Consider the following 18,494-nt stretch of genomic DNA (forward strand, 5'->3'; position numbering starts at 1 on the left):
ATCCTTGCGGAAAACCGTAACAATATGTAATTATTAAAATTAATTTTAATACAAACCATAAAAATGAAGGAATGTTTTTCTATAAAGCATGTGTTTGTTGCTGGTTCACTTTGTTTTACATTTGAATTATCCGTATTTAGAATTATCGTTCAGTATCATTTTTCATTTTAGCTCCGATAAGAACACAAGGAAGGATTCCCGTGAGCAATAATGCCCAGAACCAAAATGGATGAATGGCACTTATCCAGAGCCATATAATGACGAGCATTATGCTGATACCTATCATATACTGCTCTCTGATTCTTCCACCGCACAACGATGTTACAATACCTCCTGCGATACAGCTTAGATAAACACAAGTTAATTTGACGACAAGCTGAATGATATCGGAAAAACTCCAAGTATCCTGATTAAAAAGTAACAGAGAAGCTGGAAAAATGATGCCCTGTATTTTCGCAAATATTGAACTTAAAAGTCCAATGGTTCCAAATCCAATGATGATGGAAAGTATTTTTTTGAAATTCATCACTCAGCTGTTTTAAAATTTAACTGTTCTTCCGTAAGTACGATCGGATCGGTCATTATTCCTTTTATTTGGATGTCGGATGCAGCCCTGAATGTATTCACAAACTGATCAAGCTTTTGTGCATCGGCGGGGATAAAAGATGCAGCGTTATTTCTAGCATTGCTCTGGAATTTACGGATGATCGGCCGCATCAGGATGTTAAAATTGCTGCATGCAGATTTTAAATCATCGGGTGTTTTACTGATAAAATGAGACAAAGCCTTTGCTCCATAAATTGAAAGTGAAGCTCCCATCCCTGACAGTGCCGTAGGGCAATATCCTGCGTCACCCAGCAGAACCATGTTTCCATTGACCAAGTCCGGAGCATCTACCATTCCCATTTTATCGATGAAGATTATACCATCTTCTGCAAAACGACTGAGCAGATCCTTCACCTCGACGCTATAGTCATTGAAAGAGTTTTGTAATAGTTCCAGGGCTTTTTGTTTTAAAGTTGCTAGGTCACCAGTATGGCGGATGTAGCACTGAATGGCAATTTCATTGTCTGCAATCGGGTAGACCGATAGCATTTTATCCACATCAATGTAGATTTTAAAATCGCCCACAGCATATGAATGTTCCATCTGTAGTCTTCCACCCATATATAGTGTATTGAAATCTTCCATTTGTGAATCTGTAAAATAACGTTCGCGTGTTGAAGAACGTAAACCTTCAGAAACAATAACAAGGTCAGCTTCCATTCTGTGTCCGTCAGATAGTGTCACCACCGTTTTGTGATCTGTTGAAGTAATCTCAGAAATCGTGGTGTTAAAAAGTACGTTGACGTGGTCTTTTAAGTTGTCATATAGTACGTTATGAAGTCCGCCGCGGGAAATAAGCACTGAGCGTTCGATATTCTGGTTCATTTTTTCATAGCTGATGCGTTGAATTAGATGCTCGTCTTTTTCTAAAAAGCTCACAAACTCGGATGGGGAAGACGCGGCATGCAATTCCTCCATCAAACCAAGTTCTTCCATAATCCGTACACCGAAACTTTTCAGGGAGATAAGGAAACCTGCTTTAGTAAAAGAAGGAGCTCTATCGATCACCGTAACTTGATGACCTTGTCCTGATAGTAATTTTGCTGCTGTTAATCCTGCAATTCCTCCGCCAGATATTAAAATTTTCTTTCTCATTTTTATAATATTTTAAATGCTTATTGCAAAATTAGTTTTACATTTAAGGATAAAATAGTCCTCATTGCAATAAAAATAGTCCATAAAGTGAATTCGACAGATAAGAAAAAACAGATGCTTGATCTGGCTGAGAGATTGGGGATGCCGGCATCTGATTTTAACGGCTCCCTAGATTTTCTGCGACTTAACGAGATTCATATCGTTGATATGCTTCCGGAAATATTGTTGATGATCCGGTGTGTCATTGCGGAAGAAACTTTTACTTACCGGAGAAAACCTATTAATGTTGCTAAAAAAGGTCTGCTTTTTTCTTTCCAAAACATTATTAGTGATTCTTCATATCATAATGAGAACTCTCATGGCGAAAAATTCCTTCCCACACAACCTCACGTCCGGATAACGCCTTTTCACCTGGAAAGTGAAGTGGTATTTCCTAAAGGTTTTGCAATTAGCCAGATCACGATACTGATCGAACTCGATTTTCTCAAACGATTTATAGGTAAAGATCAGGAGACTTTCGGTTATCTTTTTAATGATGAAAAAACATTACTGATCGAAGAATTTATGTCACCTGAGATTGCTGATCTTGTTAGCGAGATTGCCAATTTTCCAATATTGGGGACACTTTCCGAAGCATATTACAAATTGAAATCATTGGAATTGCTTTACCTGCTTTTTAAAAACCTTTCCAAAAGGGAGCATGTTATTCATCAGAGCCTCCGAAGTAATGAAATAGCAGGTCTTTACCGTGTCAGCGATGCGATTTCATCTTCGCTCGAACAACCTTTGACTCAGGGAGAACTTGTAAAAATTAGTGGTATGAATGTGCTTAAACTCAGGAAGCTTTTTATGCAGGTTTTTGGAAAGGGCATTTATGAATATGGTCAATACCTAAGGATGCAGGAAGCGGCAAGGTTGATACGGGAGAAACATCTTTCTGTCTCTGAGGCCGGATATCAGTTAGGTTTCACTAATCTGAGCTATTTCGGGAGGTTATTTGAGCAATATTTTGGAATGAAGCCAAAAAAGTGGAGTGAAAAACAAAAGTTGAAAGGAAATTGAACTTTTGGACGATTGTAACCAGAAACTTGCTTCTGTAAGAAATCAACAATTTCATATAAATAAGACCATAATCTACAGGATAAGTTCAATGAAGCTTATGCAGATTAACATCAATTTAGAATATAGGGAATTCCAAACGTTATAATTGACGTTGTACCACTCCAAAAATTGAGGAAACAATTACGATTGAAATGACTGTCAAGATTAAAATTATTAGAGAACCTATCTGCGAAGCCACTGGGATACTGTGTATCCCACAAATAACCCGCAACGGCTGTCGAAGCGGGGATAAGTAGATGGAGAAAGCCGTTGCAGCCGATTTTCGCGCCAAAAGCCAACGGCTTTTGGCCGCCGGCAGTTTTTCAACTGCCGACCGCGATAGGTTGTGATTTAAAATTTTGCAGGTTGAGGAAAAAGCCCCGATTTTCTGTCATTCCATTTTTCAGCAGGTTCCAAAGAAGGGAGGCCCCCAATTGTGCAATGGTACTGTTAATGAAAAGATCCTGTCTGGCTAGTGATTCAGCAAGTGAACAGCTTGGCGTATCATCATTTTGCTCGGAGTTTTGCATAACTTCGCCATATTCTTCAATGACTGACGGCATTTTTTCAAATGTCTTAAATTTTTTTGAGGTAGGCTGTTCTATTTTTCCAATCGTGGACAATAATCCCTGTCCTGAAAATTTGGTGTTGCCCAGATCAAGCCAATATCGACCTGTGTCCCTGTGGAATCCATATCCATCAGCAAGCTGATTAATTATTTCGGAGATTTCTATTCTTGATGCGACTGTGTCTGTACAGGATACATAAATTGATGCTCCTGCACCACTCGGTATTTTTCCGTCGGAATCTCGCTGAAATTTTTTTGTCTCTGCTTTCCAGTTTGTTCCTGCCCATCGGTTAAGACGGTTTATAATTGCCTGTGATTTATAAAGATTTTTTTCGGATTCGGCAAAACGTTGTCTTCCGATATTGGAACCTGTTACTATATCATCATCCCAAAGATGCACGTCCAATCCTGGGTGTTCAAGTTCCAACAGGCTGTGATTGATTTCCATCAGCGCTGTCATAAATTTGGAACCTGTACCACCCGCACCGATTACATGTACACGAATCGGATTTGTGGGACTTAACAGATAATTGTCCAAAAAATGGATATTTGTTTTGGCTGTTCTCATAACAATATGTCTTTAAGTTTTTTAGCTGTTTTTACGAGCTTGTCATTTGGAAAAGTTTTTCCACTGCCTACAAGATTTTCCCACAGTATCACGCAATTCCCGTTAACAGGGTTATGGTCAGCCATCAGATGGGAAAAGTAGCTGTTGAAAAAGTAATTCTCCCACAAGGTCATCAGCTCATTGACTGATCCTGTTTCGGTGGTGGCAATATCTACCGTACCCATGCAAACTGATCCATTTTCATAAACATTAAAAAATGGGGCATAATAGAGGGGGGTGTTGAGCGTGGGTTTTCTGTTTGCTGAAAGGGCATACAGATGTAGTGTCTGTCGGTCTGCTATCCATATCAAGGGTGGAATATGCGCTTTACCTGACTTTATACCGAGGTTCTTATCAAAGAAAAGTTCCCGAAATCCTGCTTTTGTAAACCAGACTATTGTCGATGATGTTGCATCAAAGGAAAGCAGGTTGCTTTGCAGGATGCCGTCCGATTTTAGGAGGTTCAGATTTTCCTCATTGACCTGTAATGCCGTGGAAAGCCTTTGACCTTCCATGACTGAAAGGGGATGCGGATTTACAGGCATGCCATTTTCCATATCAAAGTATTCGACATAAGATTCATTATGTCCGCTATTACCCTGATAAAATACCAGTGCGCATATTGGGTCAAAGTAGGTTCCAAAACTGTTTGTAATATCTTCCATGATTTCAAGTTTTAAAAATTATGTTCCTGCCAAAGTCTGATCAGGTTGTCGATGGAATCGAAAACCTTGGTTTCAAAATCGAAGTTGTTGTTTTCAATTTTTCTGTTGTCAATCGGTAAAAAACGTGTTGGTTCATCTACTTCTGAACATTCCTGCAAGTCATTGTTTACGAAGTCGCAGAGTGTTTCAAATAGATTTCCAGTAATAGATGCGCAGAATGAAACATAGTTGTCCAATGTGACAGGGCGGTCATATTCATCGGTTATTTCCCTGTATCGCAAGGGGAAGTATTTGCGGTCTATACGCACATTTGTGTAGGTGTGATAAAGTTCGTAGAATGAACTGGCAATCCGATGGACATCGCTCTCAAAATTATTTTTTGGTTCAAAGATGCTAAGGAGTTTCTGAAAGGACAGCAGATGCTTTTTATCTGCAATTAATTCTTTGATATAGTCACCGATCAGCTCGGCATCACCGAACTCCAATGAACTTTCGTCGTTAAACTCTTCGTCCTCATCCTCTTCTGCGTAGGAGTTTTCAAGCATGTCATACATGGAGTGCAGATAGCTGTCTTCATTTCTATAATAGGGTACAGCAAGTACCTGATAGATATAAGCATAAACCGAGATCAACAATTTACTGGATTTTGCTGTCTTTCTTTTATGTAAGATCGTATAAAGTGGAATTACAGGGATATAGTATAATGTGGAACCTGTGTTATATCTGTCTTCCCGAGCAAAAAATGTACTTGTCCCATCGTTGACCAACCTAATTTCTTTCCAGTCGTTGGTATGGGTTTTAAGTTGCTCTTTAAAATTTTTGAGCGATTCAGAAACGTTGTACGGAAAAGGAAGGCTTTTACAATCCTGTACCGAAATATTCAGTTTTTTGGAGATCATGGAGAGGGACTGATAAAATTCCCTCTCCAATGTTGGACTGTGCTGTTTTTCTCCAATTTCAGGCTCCTGCAATCTAGGATAGAATTGTACTTTCAAAAAGGCATTGGTAACATCGCAGGTGGTACAGACTGCCGTCTGTCCCTGCGGAGTTCGCCTGCATCTTTTGGACGTTTCATCCATTTCGTGAACTCGCCCAACTGGCGGTGCAGTTGTGACTGGCTTTCGAGCGTAGGAAGTTTTACCGTCTGCGGATATTTTTTTTGCATGGTTCATGGGTTTTGAATTTTGGATTAACCTTTTGTTCCGATTACCGTCTCGAAGCGATATTCTACGATATCGTCAACGATTGTCGGACGTGAAATTTTCGCTGTGGTCAGGGCAGGGTAGTTGCTCGAATAAAAATTGAGTACCGCCTGTAGATTCCATTTCGGTTCAGGATCATCAAGCCTGATCTCCTGTTCTTTTTCTTTGAGGATAAATACCCGCTGAAGTGTTGTTGCTACTAACATAATATTGTATTTTAAGGGTTAAACTCCTGTTGTTCGGGCTGTTCTGCTTTTGGCTCCGAAGCTGACCAGAGATCGGGGACAAACTGTTTTTCGTAGCTGTCCTGTTTTTTTCTGATTTCTTCTTTAAGCTCAGGGTAGTCCGCGACTTTTGGTAGAGCAGACCAAGCTTCCTTGTATTTACCTGCATTAGCGAGGGCATCGGCTTTTTGGACTGCTTCGCTGTATTTTTTGCCGTTAGCCTTTTCTTTGTCCGATTTCTGTTTTTCCATTGCGGAACTCGCCTGAGCCGTCTCCAGACCTTTAAGAAAGTGCTGCATATTTGAAATCAGTCCGTCTGCCATCTGAACTGGCTTTTTGATGTGTTCAAAGAATCCGCTGTCCAGTTCTTCGGGGCTTCCTTTCAGGTTAAAAGGGGGAATGATATTCTTCGCTTTGTCCCCGCAACTGTCGTTTTCAATCAAGATAGAAACGAGTATCGTGCTTTCTGTTGCCTTTGTAATGGATAGCGTCAATTTGCTGTTAATGTCCATCTTCGCAATCTGTCTGAAAAAATTAGCTGTTTCCATAATAGTTCATTGCTTTATCGCTTACGCATTCTGTGATATAGGATTCTGAAAAGCCCTGTTCCCGTAGGTAATTTTCATAAGCTTTCATTTCCCTTTTAAATTCAGCTGTACCTTCCTCGCCTGTGAGAAATAGTTTATGTGCCGTTCCATTTTTCAGTGCCTTTTGAATATCCCGATACAGTTCTTTGATATGCCTTCGCTGATCGGAAAGTTTACGTTCTTCCATTGCGAACATCTGATACCTTGATAGAATGTCCAAGAAAGTGAATGCTTCGGCAATGTTCTGATTTTTGTAATTTTCCACAAACCTGTTATAGAGCCAGTCTGCGAACTTATATTTTGCCAGTGTTTCCATTTTTAATTTTTATGAGATTGTTTTTTAAATTCTTGTCGTAGTTCATGCGGAAGCCGTTGTCATGGATTATTTTTTCAAGGCATTCCCTGACCATGTGCAGTTGTTTCCGGTCTTCTTGACGAATGTTCAGAACGTGGAGAAGTCCGAACTGCATCAGCATTTCAGCAATAGTCTGTAATACTTTCGGTTCGGTATCAGTTTGATTATCCATGATCTTTGGCATTTAGATTTTCTACGTAGCTTGTATAGCGTTGCGTTATTTCTTTCCCTTTTCTGAACTTATCCGAAGTGTAATTAAAATGTTCCTCGAACATGGTTACCTCTTTATCTACCAAATTGATATAATAGCGGTAATCTGCATTAGCTCGTCTCTCGTCCATTGTACAGTGTTTTTTAAGCAGTTCAATTTCGCTATGACTGTTGTTAAAGCTGAGCAGGGGAATGATTAATTGCTCTACGATGTAGCCCTGTTCGGGTGCGCTCGAACTTTCGGCAACACAGATAATCTGCTGTCCGCCTGATAAGGTGATATGTAAGTTTGATCGTGTCATGATGTTTAATTTTTGGAGGTTAGTATTTCCTGTATCAGTCTGAGGTCGAAATCAACCGTTCTGAATTTGATGTCCTCAAATGCTTCATAATTTGCCATCCCGCTTGGATGTACCCGAAGGCTGTCACTTTTGATGCAGTCAAAATGTCTGCATAGCTGTTCTATTTCGCTTGCCTGAGCTTCCAAGAAAGCAATTTCATTTCCATCGAGCCACTGCTCGTAGAATGGCTCTTTTGCAGTTCTACAAAGCAGGAAAGAAATGCCGTGATCTTTTCGGGCGATGTAGCCCGAAAAGGATTCCACGTTCAGCAGTTCGAGCAGGTCTGTTGTTTCCACTGACTTTTTTAGCCAGTCCCCCCAAAGGGGGATAATGGCTACCTCGTGATTATTCCGCCCTTTCTCGCTGAATGCTTTTAAAAGCATGACATCCGTCATTTTAGCTGATTTTTTCATGGCGAAGTATTGAAGTTGATTTCAATAAGTTTCCTTGTTCCGAATAGCATGTATATGGCATACTTTAATTCACTGCTACATTCTTTCTGTTCGGTATAATGCAGGATAGCGTGTAAAGTAAACAGGGAATCGTAACCATCAAATAATTGGTCCCTGAACGTTTTCTTATTTCTATACAGTCTTGTACCGTTCCTGTTGTAGCTTTTCTGAAAATTTGCTATAAACCTGAACCAGAGATCAACATCTATATTTTTTTCTGTCCACTGCGCATAGACCTTCTCCCGATTGACCGTGAATAGGTCGGCTTCCTTTTTCATGAACTCGGTCAGCCCTTTCAGTTCATCGGGAAATAGGTTTGCCAGTAAATATGCCCTATCCAAGTTGTTCATCTGTTTTAGGTTTTTCATTTTTCTAAATTTTAAGGTTTCTTTTTAAAGTCGATGGTGACGACCTTGTCGTCCCCGAAATAGAGTTCTATTGCCAGTCTGAGCATTGGTGGTAAGTCCTGCGAACCTGCCAGTCTGATCAGACAGTGGATACCAAAAACGCTGTTGTCCTGATAGAAAAAATGATCTGCAAAAATTCTCGGGTTTCGGTAAAGGAGAACACCGAATTTTTCGATCGTCCGCTCCGCATTCTCTACAAGCCTGTACCAATAATCAGCGCTTGCAACGCAATTGGGTGGCCACGCTTTTCTGATATCCTGCTCTTTTTCCCGCAGGTGTGCTATTTCACTTTTTATAAAGTCGGTCAACGTTCCAAGGTGATCGGGGAAAAGCCTTGCTACCGCAAACGCCCTTTCCGTGTTGTTCATTTCTGTTAATGCTTTCATGATTGTATGTTTTTTGTAGGTGGCAGTTTTTACAATCCTGCCACCTTTTAAGATTTGCTTAATTCAATTGAAATATGTCCGTTCCTATCTTCTCAAATGAAGTGCAGAGGTCAAATGCCTTTTGTGATTTGAGCTGTGCAGTACCACCGAGTACAATGCTCTGTAACTTCGCTTCTCCATCCTTGTAATTGCGGACATTCTGAAAGTAGCCAGTAACGGCATTATATGCTCCGAACAGGGTTCCTTTAGTCGTTTCCAGTTGCTGTGTGTCGTTCATCATGGCATAGGCAAAGGCATCATCCACGGTATTTTTAAACATTGTTGAGAGTTCGTCTTCCGCACCTTTTTTGAGCAGGTTGTAGGATTCCTTGTTCGGGCACAAGGCGAGCTGTATCAGTTTTCTGACCTCGCTGTCCTTTACTTTGATCGTTGACCAGTGGTTGAAAATACCGTCCATTTGCGTGGTCATATTATTCGCCAGTCCCATGACTTTGTGCGCATCGTTGAGCCGTTGTTTAGCACCTGCGGTGTGCTTGATGCGTACAACGTTGCTCATATTTCGGAGTGAAGCATTCAGGGTGTTCTGACAGACGATACGGATAGGAGTGAAGGCTGCCGTTATGCTTCCGCTTCCGTCATGGCTTGTGGTCAGGAAGATGTATTTTTCAATGACATCGTCTGAATTTCCAATGCGGATATAGTTGGGAAGCTTTGCGGTGATGAATATGCGTTCGCCCTGTCCGAGTGCCCCTGCGGTTTCGTAAAGTATTCCACTACCACCGCCTACGATAGAATCAAAAAATGAAAACGCATCTTTATTCTGTACGATGTGGTAGTCTCTACCCACTACACCCAGTACAGTATTGTTATCCGTGCGGATATTGGCAAAATAGTTAGGCACTTCAATTTCAGCGTCCTGTATAACGATGCCGTCCGAAATTTCCACTATGCCCGAACCTTTTGTATAAAGAGGGCTTTTTTGCACTTCGTAGTCCAGCCCTGCGTGTCTGATTGCTTCTGCACTGGTCGGGTAATCCTGCACGATCTGCCCCAAGCCGTGCCAAGCCTTTTCCTTAACACTGAAAAATGAATATCTACCCGTTCTATTGTTGAAATTTAAATTATGTCCCATGATTTCTATTTATTAAAGGGTTAAAATGATTTGATTTTTCGCTATCCTGCTTAGAATGGGAGGTCGTCTTTATCGTCCCCTTTTTCAGGACTGCCGTTCTGCTGTTTGTTACTGACCTGTACGGAATCTTTTTCCGATGCTGTTCCCCAAGCGGGTTTGATATTGGAGGTTGTGAAGTTCAGCCCTGCTTTTAGGTTGCCGTCCTTTCCAGTCCACGCCCTTGCGCTGATGTGCCCCGTTAGTTCGACATATAGCCCCTGTTTGAGCCATGAAACTGGCTTTGCGCTTCGCCAGTAGGCACATTCAATAAATGCGGTATTGTCCACCCATTCCCCTTGTCTGTTTTTGTAGCCATCATTTACCGCTACACTGAAGTTTACCACTTCCTTACCTGTTGTTGTTTTACTGACCGTTGCATCTTGTGTCAGTCTTCCTGAAATGTTCATAACTTTTTGTTTTAGTTGTTCTACAATCCTGTTAAGTTTTTCATTCTTCCTGTCCTGCTGTGCCTCGGCCCCGAATCATTTTTTTCAAAAGAAAAAACAGGAAAAAAAAGAAAGTCAATCAGTAAATCGGGCAATTGCTGTAAGGCAAAAGGAAACGGAATAAAGGATGGGAAAGGGTGGCGGCATGTGTTTATGCCGTAGTCTTTTGCGGGATGTGGGTTGGCTGCACGATGTACCTTTGAATGTCTTTTTCGACTGTTCTTTTGATAAAAAGTGATTTCCAAATCCTTATCCAACCAATAGATTCTCAAGAGTTTTAAAGGCAGTGCTATTTCATAGGTAATTGAAAGGTATTCGCCCGTGGGACCGGATCTGGATAGCTTACGATTTGCTATGACGGGCAGCATAAAAAGCTCTTTTTTGCTTAGGGCTTTGGCGCTGGAGGAAATGTGCTTTGCCGGAAGGGAAGGATTTTTGAGCTTATCTGAAAATAGCTATCAGAAATAAGATTCTGCGTGAGTGATAGAAGTGGAAAGCCCACAGAAACGAGGACTTGTAACGTAAAGCACGGTGCCGCCTGGCACACGCCATAAAAAAAGCCATGCACATGGCATGGCTCAAATAATTTCAATTATAATATTTTATATAGCAGATTGTGGACCGAAATATCTTTTCCTGAACCAGAAAGCAAGATTGACTAATGCAATCAAAGCAGGAACTTCAACCAATGGTCCAATAACGCCAACAAAAGCCTGACCGCTATTAATTCCAAAGACACCGATTGCCACGGCAATCGCCAGCTCGAAATTATTTCCTGCAGCGGTAAAAGCAACGGCCGTACTCTGTGAGTAATCTGCACCTGCCTTTTTACCAGCGATGAAACTTACAACGAACATTAGCGCAAAGTAGATAACCAGCGGAACTGCGATACGAAGTACATCGAAAGGAAGTTCCAGTATCATTTCACCCTTAAGACTGAACATAACGATAATTGTAAATAGCAGTGAAATCAGTGTTATAGGGGAAATAAATGGAATAAAACGGTGCTGAAACCAGTTCTCACCTTTTAAAGCAATCAGTCCATATCTACTCACTATACCCGCAATAAATGGAATGCCCAAGTAAATTCCTACACTTTTTGCAATTTCAGCGATTGAGATATCTACTGAAAGTCCTTCGATACCAAAAACCGGTGGAAGAACGGTGATAAACAGATAAGCATAAAGGCTATACAGAAGAACCTGAAAGATACTGTTGAGTGCAATTAGCCCTGCTGCGTATTCCCTGTTCCCCTCAGCAAGCTCATTCCAAACAACTACCATAGCAATACACCTTGCAAGACCAATCAGTATTAATCCAGCCATATATTCCGGATAGCCGTTTAAGAAAAGGATCGCCAGTACAAACATCAGTATCGGACCGATCACCCAATTCAGTAGCAAGGAAGTTCCCAAAATTTTTACGTTACGGAAAACTTTGCCGATCTGTTCGTAGCGAACCTTTGCTAAAGGTGGGTACATCATCAGGATCAAACCGATGGCTAAAGGAACATTAGTTGTACCACTACTAAAACTGTTGATCCAGTTAGTGGAGGAAGGAAAGATTTTTCCCAATGCAATCCCTAGTGCCATCGCCAGAAAGATCCACAAGGTAAGGTAGCGATCAAGGAATTTTAGTTTTGATTTCATTTACTAGTGGTTGATTTTGGAAAAAACATAAAACATTTCCTGTGCGATCTGTAAACTACGACTTGCATACACCTGATCTTGCTCAGCAGTTTCATCAGAGCTTTTGGGATCTTCATAAGTCACCGGTATCCGTTTTTCTGCACCTGCAATAAAAGGACAGCCATCATCTGCCTGAGAGCAGGTCATGATCGCAGCAAAATTCGATGCAGGATTGAAAGCACTATCGTATTTCTTTGAAAAACCTATTATAGGTTCCGTATTGTCACCCGCCTTTATCGCATATACCGGATTACCGCCTTCGGAAATTTTAAAAATGTTATAACCTTGGGCAATTAACGTCTCCGCCACTTTCGGAAATAAGGCTGTTTCATCCGTGCCACCAGAATAGCAATTTACAGACGGTATTTTAAAGTACAGCGAGGCTGTTTGCGCCCATATCTGGGACAAATGGCTACGCCTTGAATTGTGCGTACAGATGAAGTTCAGATTGACCTGTTGTGCGTTATCAACTTTTTGCTGTATAAAATCAAACAATGGAAGCAATATGCCCTTGCGCTCTTTGCTTATGAGTTTTTCCCATTCAAGATGAGCTATGGTTTCTGATAGTTTAGGATATATCATAATCGACTTATTTTAACAGCATCCCGATCCCGGAGTACAGCAGGATGATTGATTAACCGGTAGTTCCGCCAGGTTTTTCTTTTGCTTTTCAGCAGGGATACCACAAGCATCCTGAGCAAGACATGCTGTTGTCAGGCTTTTCAAAACAAAGGTCTTTCCATTGAAATCAAGACCGTATTTGCCGATTGTACCGCTTTGGTATTCCACTTCAATCTCCGCATCTTCTATGCCTAGCTTTTCCTCCGAAAGGGTAATGATATGCAGCAGCTTTCCAGGTTTCAAGCGGTGCTCATAATCATCGGCATTCCACAACTGAAAGTTCACGGCTTTTTCGTTTCGAACTACACCGCCGCAGTCTATAAAATTTTTCGTGATCTGGCCCACTTCTGTGACATGGAAGTGTTCCGGAACAAACGTTCCATTCTCCAATTGAAATTCAACATTTTCCAATGTTGGCAGAATTTCTTTAATTTCTGATAGCTTCATTTTACTGAATTTTAATTATTAGAATTATATATTGCAATATTACGATATTAATGAATAAAAAAAGTGCTAGGAACAGCAGCTATTTACTTTAACATCCTGATTAAAGAACCCGTTGAAATCCCCCTGAACCTTATTCCACACCTGTTCATCAATACAGTAGCAAACTGATTTTCCTTCAATGGTCCCCTGGATAATACCCGTACTCTTGAGCTCTTTTAAATGTTGTGAAATGGTTGCCTGCGCTAGTCCGAGTTCTTCAACCAGGTCATTGCAGATACAAGCTTTCTTATCAATAATATACTGAAGTATAGAAATACGTGCAGGATGGCCCAGGACCTTAAAAGCTAGAGCCAATTTATTGTGCTTGTCCGTGAAAATTTCTGTTTTAGTAAGTCCCATCTTTAAATTTTATATATCGCAATATTACGATTATTACTTCAATTATCAAAAACATATTTGCCAAGTTTTTTGAAATCGTGGCTATTAGCTGCCCAATATTCTTAATTGTAAGCGCTCAGAGTGGAGACCCTCTATTACAGAAGGCAATGTTTTATTGAAAATTGTTTTATTGCGAGCAATAATAACTTGTATTTTATCTAAGACTGGTGAAGTAAGTATTTTAAAAAATGCCGTATCGACGGTCTTTAGGAGAAAATATTACATAAAATATTAAATATAAGTTAAAAATATCATTTTTGTGTGATAAAAATTTATATATTTGACCACCAATAAATAACTAAAAACTTATGAAAAAACTCTTCCTGGGATTATCCCCGCTGTCAGGCACAATTTCTTACGTGCTTGCAAACACCATCAAGCTGTAACTAATCCAATCCTAATTAAATTAAAATCTATGAAAAAATTCATTTTGACCGTGACCGTTTTAGGGTTTGCTGGTTTATCTTCTGCTTCTTCACCTATTGTAAAAAAAGTGGCCGCTGAAAAGAGACTTGCCGGATGCTTTACGCAGACAGTAACCCAATATGAAGATCTTCAGGGCAACTACGTAAGTTCTTCTGTTGGACCGAGAGTGTCAGTTGAGTGCGCGCAGGGACAGCTTGAAGGCTCCACCCAGACAACTTATGTCCATCAGATCTCTCCGCTCGCTGTGTATTGGCTAGGTTTTCCTTAACAGCCATATAGGTCAGTTATTGATCTGTCAGAAAAGCAGATTGAAAAATAAAAATCATTACTCACCTGAGTAAGGAATATGTGTAATTACCAATAAACAACAAAAATCTTATCTTATGAAAAAACTCATTTTAGGTTTATTCCTAGTTGCAGGATCATCATCGTTTGCTCTTGCTAACACCATTGAGATCGAACAGGATCTTGATCAGGATCAGTCTTATTTAGGAAACTGCTACGCGCAAGTTATTGTAAACGTTGAAAATACGTGCGGACAGTATCTGTATTCTTCGGCTAGTCCAAAATATACTGTCAATTGCAGACAGGGACAGGCGGAAGGCTCAACATCTACTTATTACGAAGTCAGAACAGAGGGTGGATGGAACCCAGGCTCAGATCCTAACCAAGCGACATCATGTCCATAGAATAAAATAAAAAAATATGAAAAGAATCATTTTAACAGCGACCGTTCCGGGTTTAAGTGGCTTAACATATGCCGCTCCAGGAGTGAAAAAAGTTAATGTAAAGAAGCTTGCTGGCTGTTTTACGCAGACAGTTACACAATATGAAGACCATCAGGGGAACTACATCAGTTCTTCTGTGGGACCGAGAGTCTCGGCTCCGTGCGCATCTGGACAACTTGAGGGTTCTACCACAACGACCTATGTTCATCAATTACATCCTTATATTGATCTATGGCCTTAAAAAACGTATTAATTTTTTTATTTCTGACCATTTTTGGATATGCTGACGCTCAGGATAAGATTATCGTGGAGTACGATTATACTTTTGCCCATATGAGTAATTTAAAATCATTTGTCATAAGTGATCAAAAAAACTCCTATTTTTTCTTTGCCAGTGATCCGTCTGTCAGTTATAAAAAATTAATAGAAACTGACTTTACATCAATTAATCCGTATCATGTTTATGACTATGATCTTTCCAGCGAAAATCTCTACCAGCGGGTGTACATGGTTCCGAAAAATGAAAAGCAGCCGCTCCCGAGATTGGCTTCCGAAAAGCTGAAGAACCTTGACTGGAAGATCTCGAAGGAATCAAAGGATATTCTCGGTTACAAAGCCTTTCTGGCCACCGCTAATTTTAGGGGAAGAGAATATACGGTATGGTTCACCAAGGATCTAAATGTCGAAGTGTTTCCTTGGAAACTTAAGGGACTACCTGGTGTTATTCTGGAATTTCAGGATAAAGATGGTTTTATAAGAGGTACTGCAAAAACAATTTCATTAAATTCGCAGGATAAGTTCCCACCTAAAATTCTAGCAATTTTTGAGAAAAAAACGACTGACCCCATCATGCCGTTCAAAAAAATGATAGAATTGGAAAATGTTATTTTGCAGGACGATATGAATAAATCTATCGCTGCATTACCAGCAGGAACCGAGTACGAAGTGCCCAACATCAGAGAGATGTCAATGGAAACCCACTTTGAATGGGAACCTGACACCAAGAAGCCTTAATGAAATATTTATGTTTATTATTCTTTATACTAATTCTTAAGATCTCCGCGCAAGCGAAGATTGCAGGAACTGTACTTTCAGATAGTAAGCAGCCGCTTCTTAGAGCCAGTATCATTCTTACGGATACACATGATAATATCATAGCTTTCGTCTTTAGCAATAAGGACGGAAGCTTTTCGTTAAATACGGATCAGTATGGCAGCTTTAACCTGCAGGTTACCGCGGCGGGGCATGAAAAGAAAAATATTCCAATCTCGTTCATCAAAAAGAATTCGGTTATTGATCTTAACGCTATCGAACTTAGCAGGGATAAAGTCAAGGAAATCAAAGAAGTTGTCATTACCAGAAACACACCGGTCAGGCAAAAAAAAGATACGACTGAATATAATGTGCAGAGTTTCTCCAACGGAACAGAACGCAATGTGGAAGAACTGCTAAAAAAACTTCCCGGCCTCACGGTTGAAAGTGACGGGAAAATAAAATTCAGGAACAGGGAGGTTGAGCGGGTCATGATAGAAAATGATGACCTCTTTGAAAAAGGTTATCAGACCCTTACACAGAATATGCCTTCCAAACCACTTGAAAAAGTTCAGGTGCTGGAGAACTACTCCAAGAACAAACTGCTAAAGAACATCGAAAATACAAACCGTATTGCCCTTAATCTTACACTAAAAGAAGATGCGAAGGGAAAATGGTTCGGGAATTTATTACTTGCTTCGACAAGTTACAAAGAGGACATGAGACAGGGGAAGGTCAACGTGATGAATTTCACCAAGAGACGAAAGGTCTATTTTCTTCTTAATGCGAACAATCTCGGACTGAACGAAATGAAAGGCGTTGAATACCTGATTGATCCGGCTTCGGAGAATGAGGTTGAGAATGTGGGGACGAATGTGGGCATACTATCGGTTGTGAATCTTCATCAAAAAAACAGCATCTTTCAGGATAAGCGTACCAACTTCAACAATGATAAACTGGGTTCACTTAATTATATCTACAATTTCAAGAATGACTGGAAAATTAAATTCATCACCGTGTTCAACGACATCGAGAACAGAAATTACATCTCCAGTTTTTACCGGTTCAACTATGCGGGACAAAATTTCGCAAACGTGGAGGATAAGACCTGGAAGCAGAACAACACGAATCTGGTCGGAAAACTGGAAATTTCAAAGGAATTCAGGAATAATTCGAATTTTCAGTTTTACAGTAAAACATCATCCCTGAGAGAAAGCAACGATAATATTTTTGTCTTCAATGAACAGCTAAATAACCAGATAGGAACCAACAGGCTTATGTCCACTGAGAATAAATTTGTCTATACCAAGAAAATTGACTCTTCCAAAGCTGTAGTTGCCGTTGCAAGATATATTTTTCAGGATAGGCCTTATGATTTCACTGATGATAATGATGTATTCCAAAAAGTCACCGGCAATCCGGACGTCAGAAAATCCCGGCAGACCATCAGCTCCAAAATGAATTTTGGTGGAGTTAAAGTTTCTTATCTTAAAAAATATTCGGAAAAAGAATCGGTTGAGATTCAGGCTGGAAATGAATACAGGAGGAACCGGTTATCTTCAAATCTTTCGCTTTTTGATGCGGATAATAACAGGATCAATTACGATGACCGGGATTTCAGCAATGATCTGTCACTTGAGCAGAATAACCTGTTTGCGCAGGGAAAATACCTGCGGAAAAACAAGAAGTGGCGTTATGGCGCTACGATGCTGGGGCAGTTTATTTACTCGGATCTCAGAGACGAGAATACGGCAGGATTTCATCTGTTTCCGACCGTCAATATTGGGTATGAAAACAGCAGGACCGGAAATATCAGTTTAAGCGCATCCAGAAAATTTTCAACAGTAAGCATCAATGATGTCTATAACGGATACATTTATCAGGGAAACCGGAATTTTAACAAAAGTGAGGTAGGGTTTACAGTGCTACCAAGCTACAGCTTTAACCTAAGCTACAACATTGGGCAGATCAGCTCGCAGTACCTGTCCTTCAATGCTAATTTTTCAAAAAATGACAGTTACCTTTCAAATAATATGATCGTGAATCCAACTTTTACGTTCAGTCAGGCGATTCTTGTAATGAATAACAGCACTTATTCCGCTAACCTGGAACTTCGCAAATACCTGAATTTTATCAAGACCAGAATAAGTCTTTTAGGCTCCTATTCGGAATCGGAATATGAAAACAGCATCAATAGCGGGCCACTAATCAGATCACGGTTTTCTAACCTTAAAACAGGTTTTGAGATGAAATCAGGTTTTATGGGATTTTTCAATTATGAACTCGGCTATGAGATTGCTTTCAATAAGATTGTCTCGGAGGTAAACTCAAACAATTATCAGGATCAGAAAGCGTTTGCGAATGTATATTTTAGGGTAAATCCAGTGTTCAGGATCGAGTCCTCAATGGAATATTACAAATTTGGGAATACCGGTCAGGATCGAACTCATTTTTGGGATATTAAGCTTAATTACACGTGGAAAAAATACAATAGCGATATTTATCTGCAGGGGAATAATTTGCTCAATTCCAATAGCATCACCAAGTATTCTATCGATAATATCAGTGAGAGCCTGTACACCCAGAAGCTGATACCTTTCCATATCGTCTTGGGTATCAATAAGAATTTTTAACTCCGCCAGCCAAACGCTCCGTATCTGGCCTACTGATCGCAAGAAGGTTTTATATAAA

26 protein-coding genes are annotated in these 18,494 nt (G+C 40.2%); 6 read left to right on the forward strand and 20 right to left on the reverse strand.

Features of this window, described 5'->3' with window-relative positions:
- Nucleotides 1-142 precede the first annotated feature (142 nt).
- Both B3600_RS00430 and B3600_RS00435 read right to left on the reverse strand, forming a co-directional pair.
- Nucleotides 143-526 (reverse strand): hypothetical protein, encoded by a 384-nt coding sequence (locus tag B3600_RS00430; RefSeq protein WP_286751716.1) that lies wholly within the window; start codon nucleotides 524-526, stop codon nucleotides 143-145.
- Nucleotides 526-1,701 carry an FAD-dependent monooxygenase gene (locus B3600_RS00435; RefSeq protein ID WP_286751717.1) on the reverse strand — a complete coding sequence of 392 codons (1,176 nt, stop codon included), beginning with the start codon at nucleotides 1,699-1,701 and terminating at the stop codon, nucleotides 526-528. Before B3600_RS00435 ends, B3600_RS00430 begins: the two co-directional genes overlap by 1 nt.
- 87 nt (nucleotides 1,702-1,788) lie before the next feature.
- Between B3600_RS00435 and B3600_RS00440 the strand changes: the two genes are divergently transcribed.
- Nucleotides 1,789-2,763 carry a helix-turn-helix transcriptional regulator gene (locus B3600_RS00440; protein WP_286751718.1) on the forward strand — a complete coding sequence of 325 codons (975 nt, stop codon included), beginning with the start codon at nucleotides 1,789-1,791 and terminating at the stop codon, nucleotides 2,761-2,763.
- A gap of 362 nt (nucleotides 2,764-3,125) precedes the next feature.
- Here B3600_RS00440 and B3600_RS00445 read toward each other — a convergent pair whose 3' ends face one another.
- From B3600_RS00445 to B3600_RS00530, 18 genes are all read right to left on the reverse strand, one after another.
- A complete protein-coding gene (locus B3600_RS00445; RefSeq protein ID WP_286751719.1) occupies nucleotides 3,126-3,938 on the reverse strand; it encodes a PRTRC system ThiF family protein in 813 nt (270 codons plus the stop codon).
- A complete protein-coding gene (locus B3600_RS00450) occupies nucleotides 3,935-4,642 on the reverse strand; it encodes a PRTRC system protein B (protein WP_286751720.1) in 708 nt (235 codons plus the stop codon). The genes B3600_RS00445 and B3600_RS00450 overlap by 4 nt, the downstream gene beginning before the upstream one ends.
- A gap of 11 nt (nucleotides 4,643-4,653) precedes the next feature.
- Nucleotides 4,654-5,814 (reverse strand): hypothetical protein, encoded by a 1,161-nt coding sequence (locus B3600_RS00455; protein WP_286751721.1) that lies wholly within the window; start codon nucleotides 5,812-5,814, stop codon nucleotides 4,654-4,656.
- A gap of 17 nt (nucleotides 5,815-5,831) precedes the next feature.
- A complete protein-coding gene (locus B3600_RS00460) occupies nucleotides 5,832-6,050 on the reverse strand; it encodes a PRTRC system protein C (RefSeq protein WP_027374866.1) in 219 nt (72 codons plus the stop codon).
- Nucleotides 6,051-6,061: 11 nt separating this feature from the next.
- Complete coding sequence (locus B3600_RS00465) at nucleotides 6,062-6,616, reverse strand: PRTRC system protein E (protein ID WP_286751722.1); 555 nt, start codon at nucleotides 6,614-6,616, stop codon at nucleotides 6,062-6,064.
- A complete protein-coding gene (locus tag B3600_RS00470) occupies nucleotides 6,603-6,971 on the reverse strand; it encodes a hypothetical protein (protein WP_286751723.1) in 369 nt (122 codons plus the stop codon). The genes B3600_RS00465 and B3600_RS00470 overlap by 14 nt, the downstream gene beginning before the upstream one ends.
- Nucleotides 6,949-7,182: a hypothetical protein gene (locus tag B3600_RS00475; RefSeq protein ID WP_286751724.1), complete on the reverse strand. Its 234-nt coding sequence runs from the start codon at nucleotides 7,180-7,182 to the stop codon at nucleotides 6,949-6,951. The genes B3600_RS00470 and B3600_RS00475 overlap by 23 nt, the downstream gene beginning before the upstream one ends.
- On the reverse strand, nucleotides 7,175-7,522 hold the full coding sequence (locus tag B3600_RS00480; RefSeq protein ID WP_286751725.1) for a penicillin-binding protein: 348 nt from the start codon (nucleotides 7,520-7,522) through the stop codon (nucleotides 7,175-7,177). The genes B3600_RS00475 and B3600_RS00480 overlap by 8 nt, the downstream gene beginning before the upstream one ends.
- A gap of 5 nt (nucleotides 7,523-7,527) precedes the next feature.
- The gene (locus B3600_RS00485) at nucleotides 7,528-7,974 is read right to left on the reverse strand and encodes a hypothetical protein (protein ID WP_286751726.1); all 447 of its coding nucleotides are present in this window, start codon (nucleotides 7,972-7,974) and stop codon (nucleotides 7,528-7,530) included.
- On the reverse strand, nucleotides 7,971-8,381 hold the full coding sequence (locus B3600_RS00490) for a hypothetical protein (protein ID WP_286751727.1): 411 nt from the start codon (nucleotides 8,379-8,381) through the stop codon (nucleotides 7,971-7,973). Before B3600_RS00490 ends, B3600_RS00485 begins: the two co-directional genes overlap by 4 nt.
- An 11-nt stretch (nucleotides 8,382-8,392) precedes the next feature.
- On the reverse strand, nucleotides 8,393-8,806 hold the full coding sequence (locus tag B3600_RS00495) for a hypothetical protein (protein ID WP_286751728.1): 414 nt from the start codon (nucleotides 8,804-8,806) through the stop codon (nucleotides 8,393-8,395).
- 58 nt (nucleotides 8,807-8,864) lie between these two features.
- Entirely contained in the window at nucleotides 8,865-9,938 is a 1,074-nt protein-coding gene (locus tag B3600_RS00500) for a DUF932 domain-containing protein (protein WP_286751729.1), read from the reverse strand.
- A 50-nt stretch (nucleotides 9,939-9,988) separates the two neighbouring features.
- Nucleotides 9,989-10,384, reverse strand: coding sequence for a single-stranded DNA-binding protein (locus B3600_RS00505; protein WP_286751730.1), 396 nt, complete (start codon nucleotides 10,382-10,384; stop codon nucleotides 9,989-9,991).
- A 20-nt stretch (nucleotides 10,385-10,404) separates the two neighbouring features.
- Nucleotides 10,405-10,791, reverse strand: a complete 387-nt coding sequence (locus tag B3600_RS00510) for a hypothetical protein (RefSeq protein WP_286751731.1) — start codon at nucleotides 10,789-10,791, stop codon at nucleotides 10,405-10,407.
- Nucleotides 10,792-11,025: 234 nt separating this feature from the next.
- Nucleotides 11,026-12,072, reverse strand: a complete 1,047-nt coding sequence (arsB, locus tag B3600_RS00515; protein ID WP_286751732.1) for an ACR3 family arsenite efflux transporter — start codon at nucleotides 12,070-12,072, stop codon at nucleotides 11,026-11,028.
- 3 nt (nucleotides 12,073-12,075) lie between these two features.
- Nucleotides 12,076-12,690, reverse strand: coding sequence for a protein-tyrosine-phosphatase (locus B3600_RS00520; RefSeq protein ID WP_286752223.1), 615 nt, complete (start codon nucleotides 12,688-12,690; stop codon nucleotides 12,076-12,078).
- Nucleotides 12,691-12,705: 15 nt separating this feature from the next.
- Nucleotides 12,706-13,179, reverse strand: a complete 474-nt coding sequence (locus B3600_RS00525) for a DUF6428 family protein (protein ID WP_286751733.1) — start codon at nucleotides 13,177-13,179, stop codon at nucleotides 12,706-12,708.
- Nucleotides 13,180-13,245: 66 nt separating this feature from the next.
- Nucleotides 13,246-13,578, reverse strand: coding sequence for an ArsR/SmtB family transcription factor (locus B3600_RS00530; protein ID WP_286751734.1), 333 nt, complete (start codon nucleotides 13,576-13,578; stop codon nucleotides 13,246-13,248).
- 454 nt (nucleotides 13,579-14,032) lie between these two features.
- Here B3600_RS00530 and B3600_RS00535 point away from each other — a divergent pair, with 454 nt between their 5' ends.
- The 5 genes from B3600_RS00535 (at nucleotide 14,033) to B3600_RS00555 (ending at nucleotide 18,436) form a co-directional block, all read left to right on the forward strand.
- Nucleotides 14,033-14,311 (forward strand): hypothetical protein, encoded by a 279-nt coding sequence (locus tag B3600_RS00535; protein WP_286751735.1) that lies wholly within the window; start codon nucleotides 14,033-14,035, stop codon nucleotides 14,309-14,311.
- 115 nt (nucleotides 14,312-14,426) lie between these two features.
- Nucleotides 14,427-14,732, forward strand: coding sequence for a hypothetical protein (locus tag B3600_RS00540; RefSeq protein ID WP_286751736.1), 306 nt, complete (start codon nucleotides 14,427-14,429; stop codon nucleotides 14,730-14,732).
- A 16-nt stretch (nucleotides 14,733-14,748) separates the two neighbouring features.
- The gene (locus B3600_RS00545) at nucleotides 14,749-15,012 is read left to right on the forward strand and encodes a hypothetical protein (protein ID WP_286751737.1); all 264 of its coding nucleotides are present in this window, start codon (nucleotides 14,749-14,751) and stop codon (nucleotides 15,010-15,012) included.
- A complete protein-coding gene (locus tag B3600_RS00550; RefSeq protein WP_286751738.1) occupies nucleotides 15,003-15,785 on the forward strand; it encodes a GLPGLI family protein in 783 nt (260 codons plus the stop codon). The genes B3600_RS00545 and B3600_RS00550 overlap by 10 nt, the downstream gene beginning before the upstream one ends.
- Nucleotides 15,785-18,436 (forward strand): TonB-dependent receptor, encoded by a 2,652-nt coding sequence (locus B3600_RS00555; protein ID WP_286751739.1) that lies wholly within the window; start codon nucleotides 15,785-15,787, stop codon nucleotides 18,434-18,436. Before B3600_RS00550 ends, B3600_RS00555 begins: the two co-directional genes overlap by 1 nt.
- Nucleotides 18,437-18,494: the final 58 nt, after the last annotated feature.

This window comes from Sphingobacterium sp. UBA2480, assembly GCF_002341965.1.
GTDB classification, from domain to species: domain Bacteria; phylum Bacteroidota; class Bacteroidia; order Sphingobacteriales; family Sphingobacteriaceae; genus Sphingobacterium; species Sphingobacterium multivorum.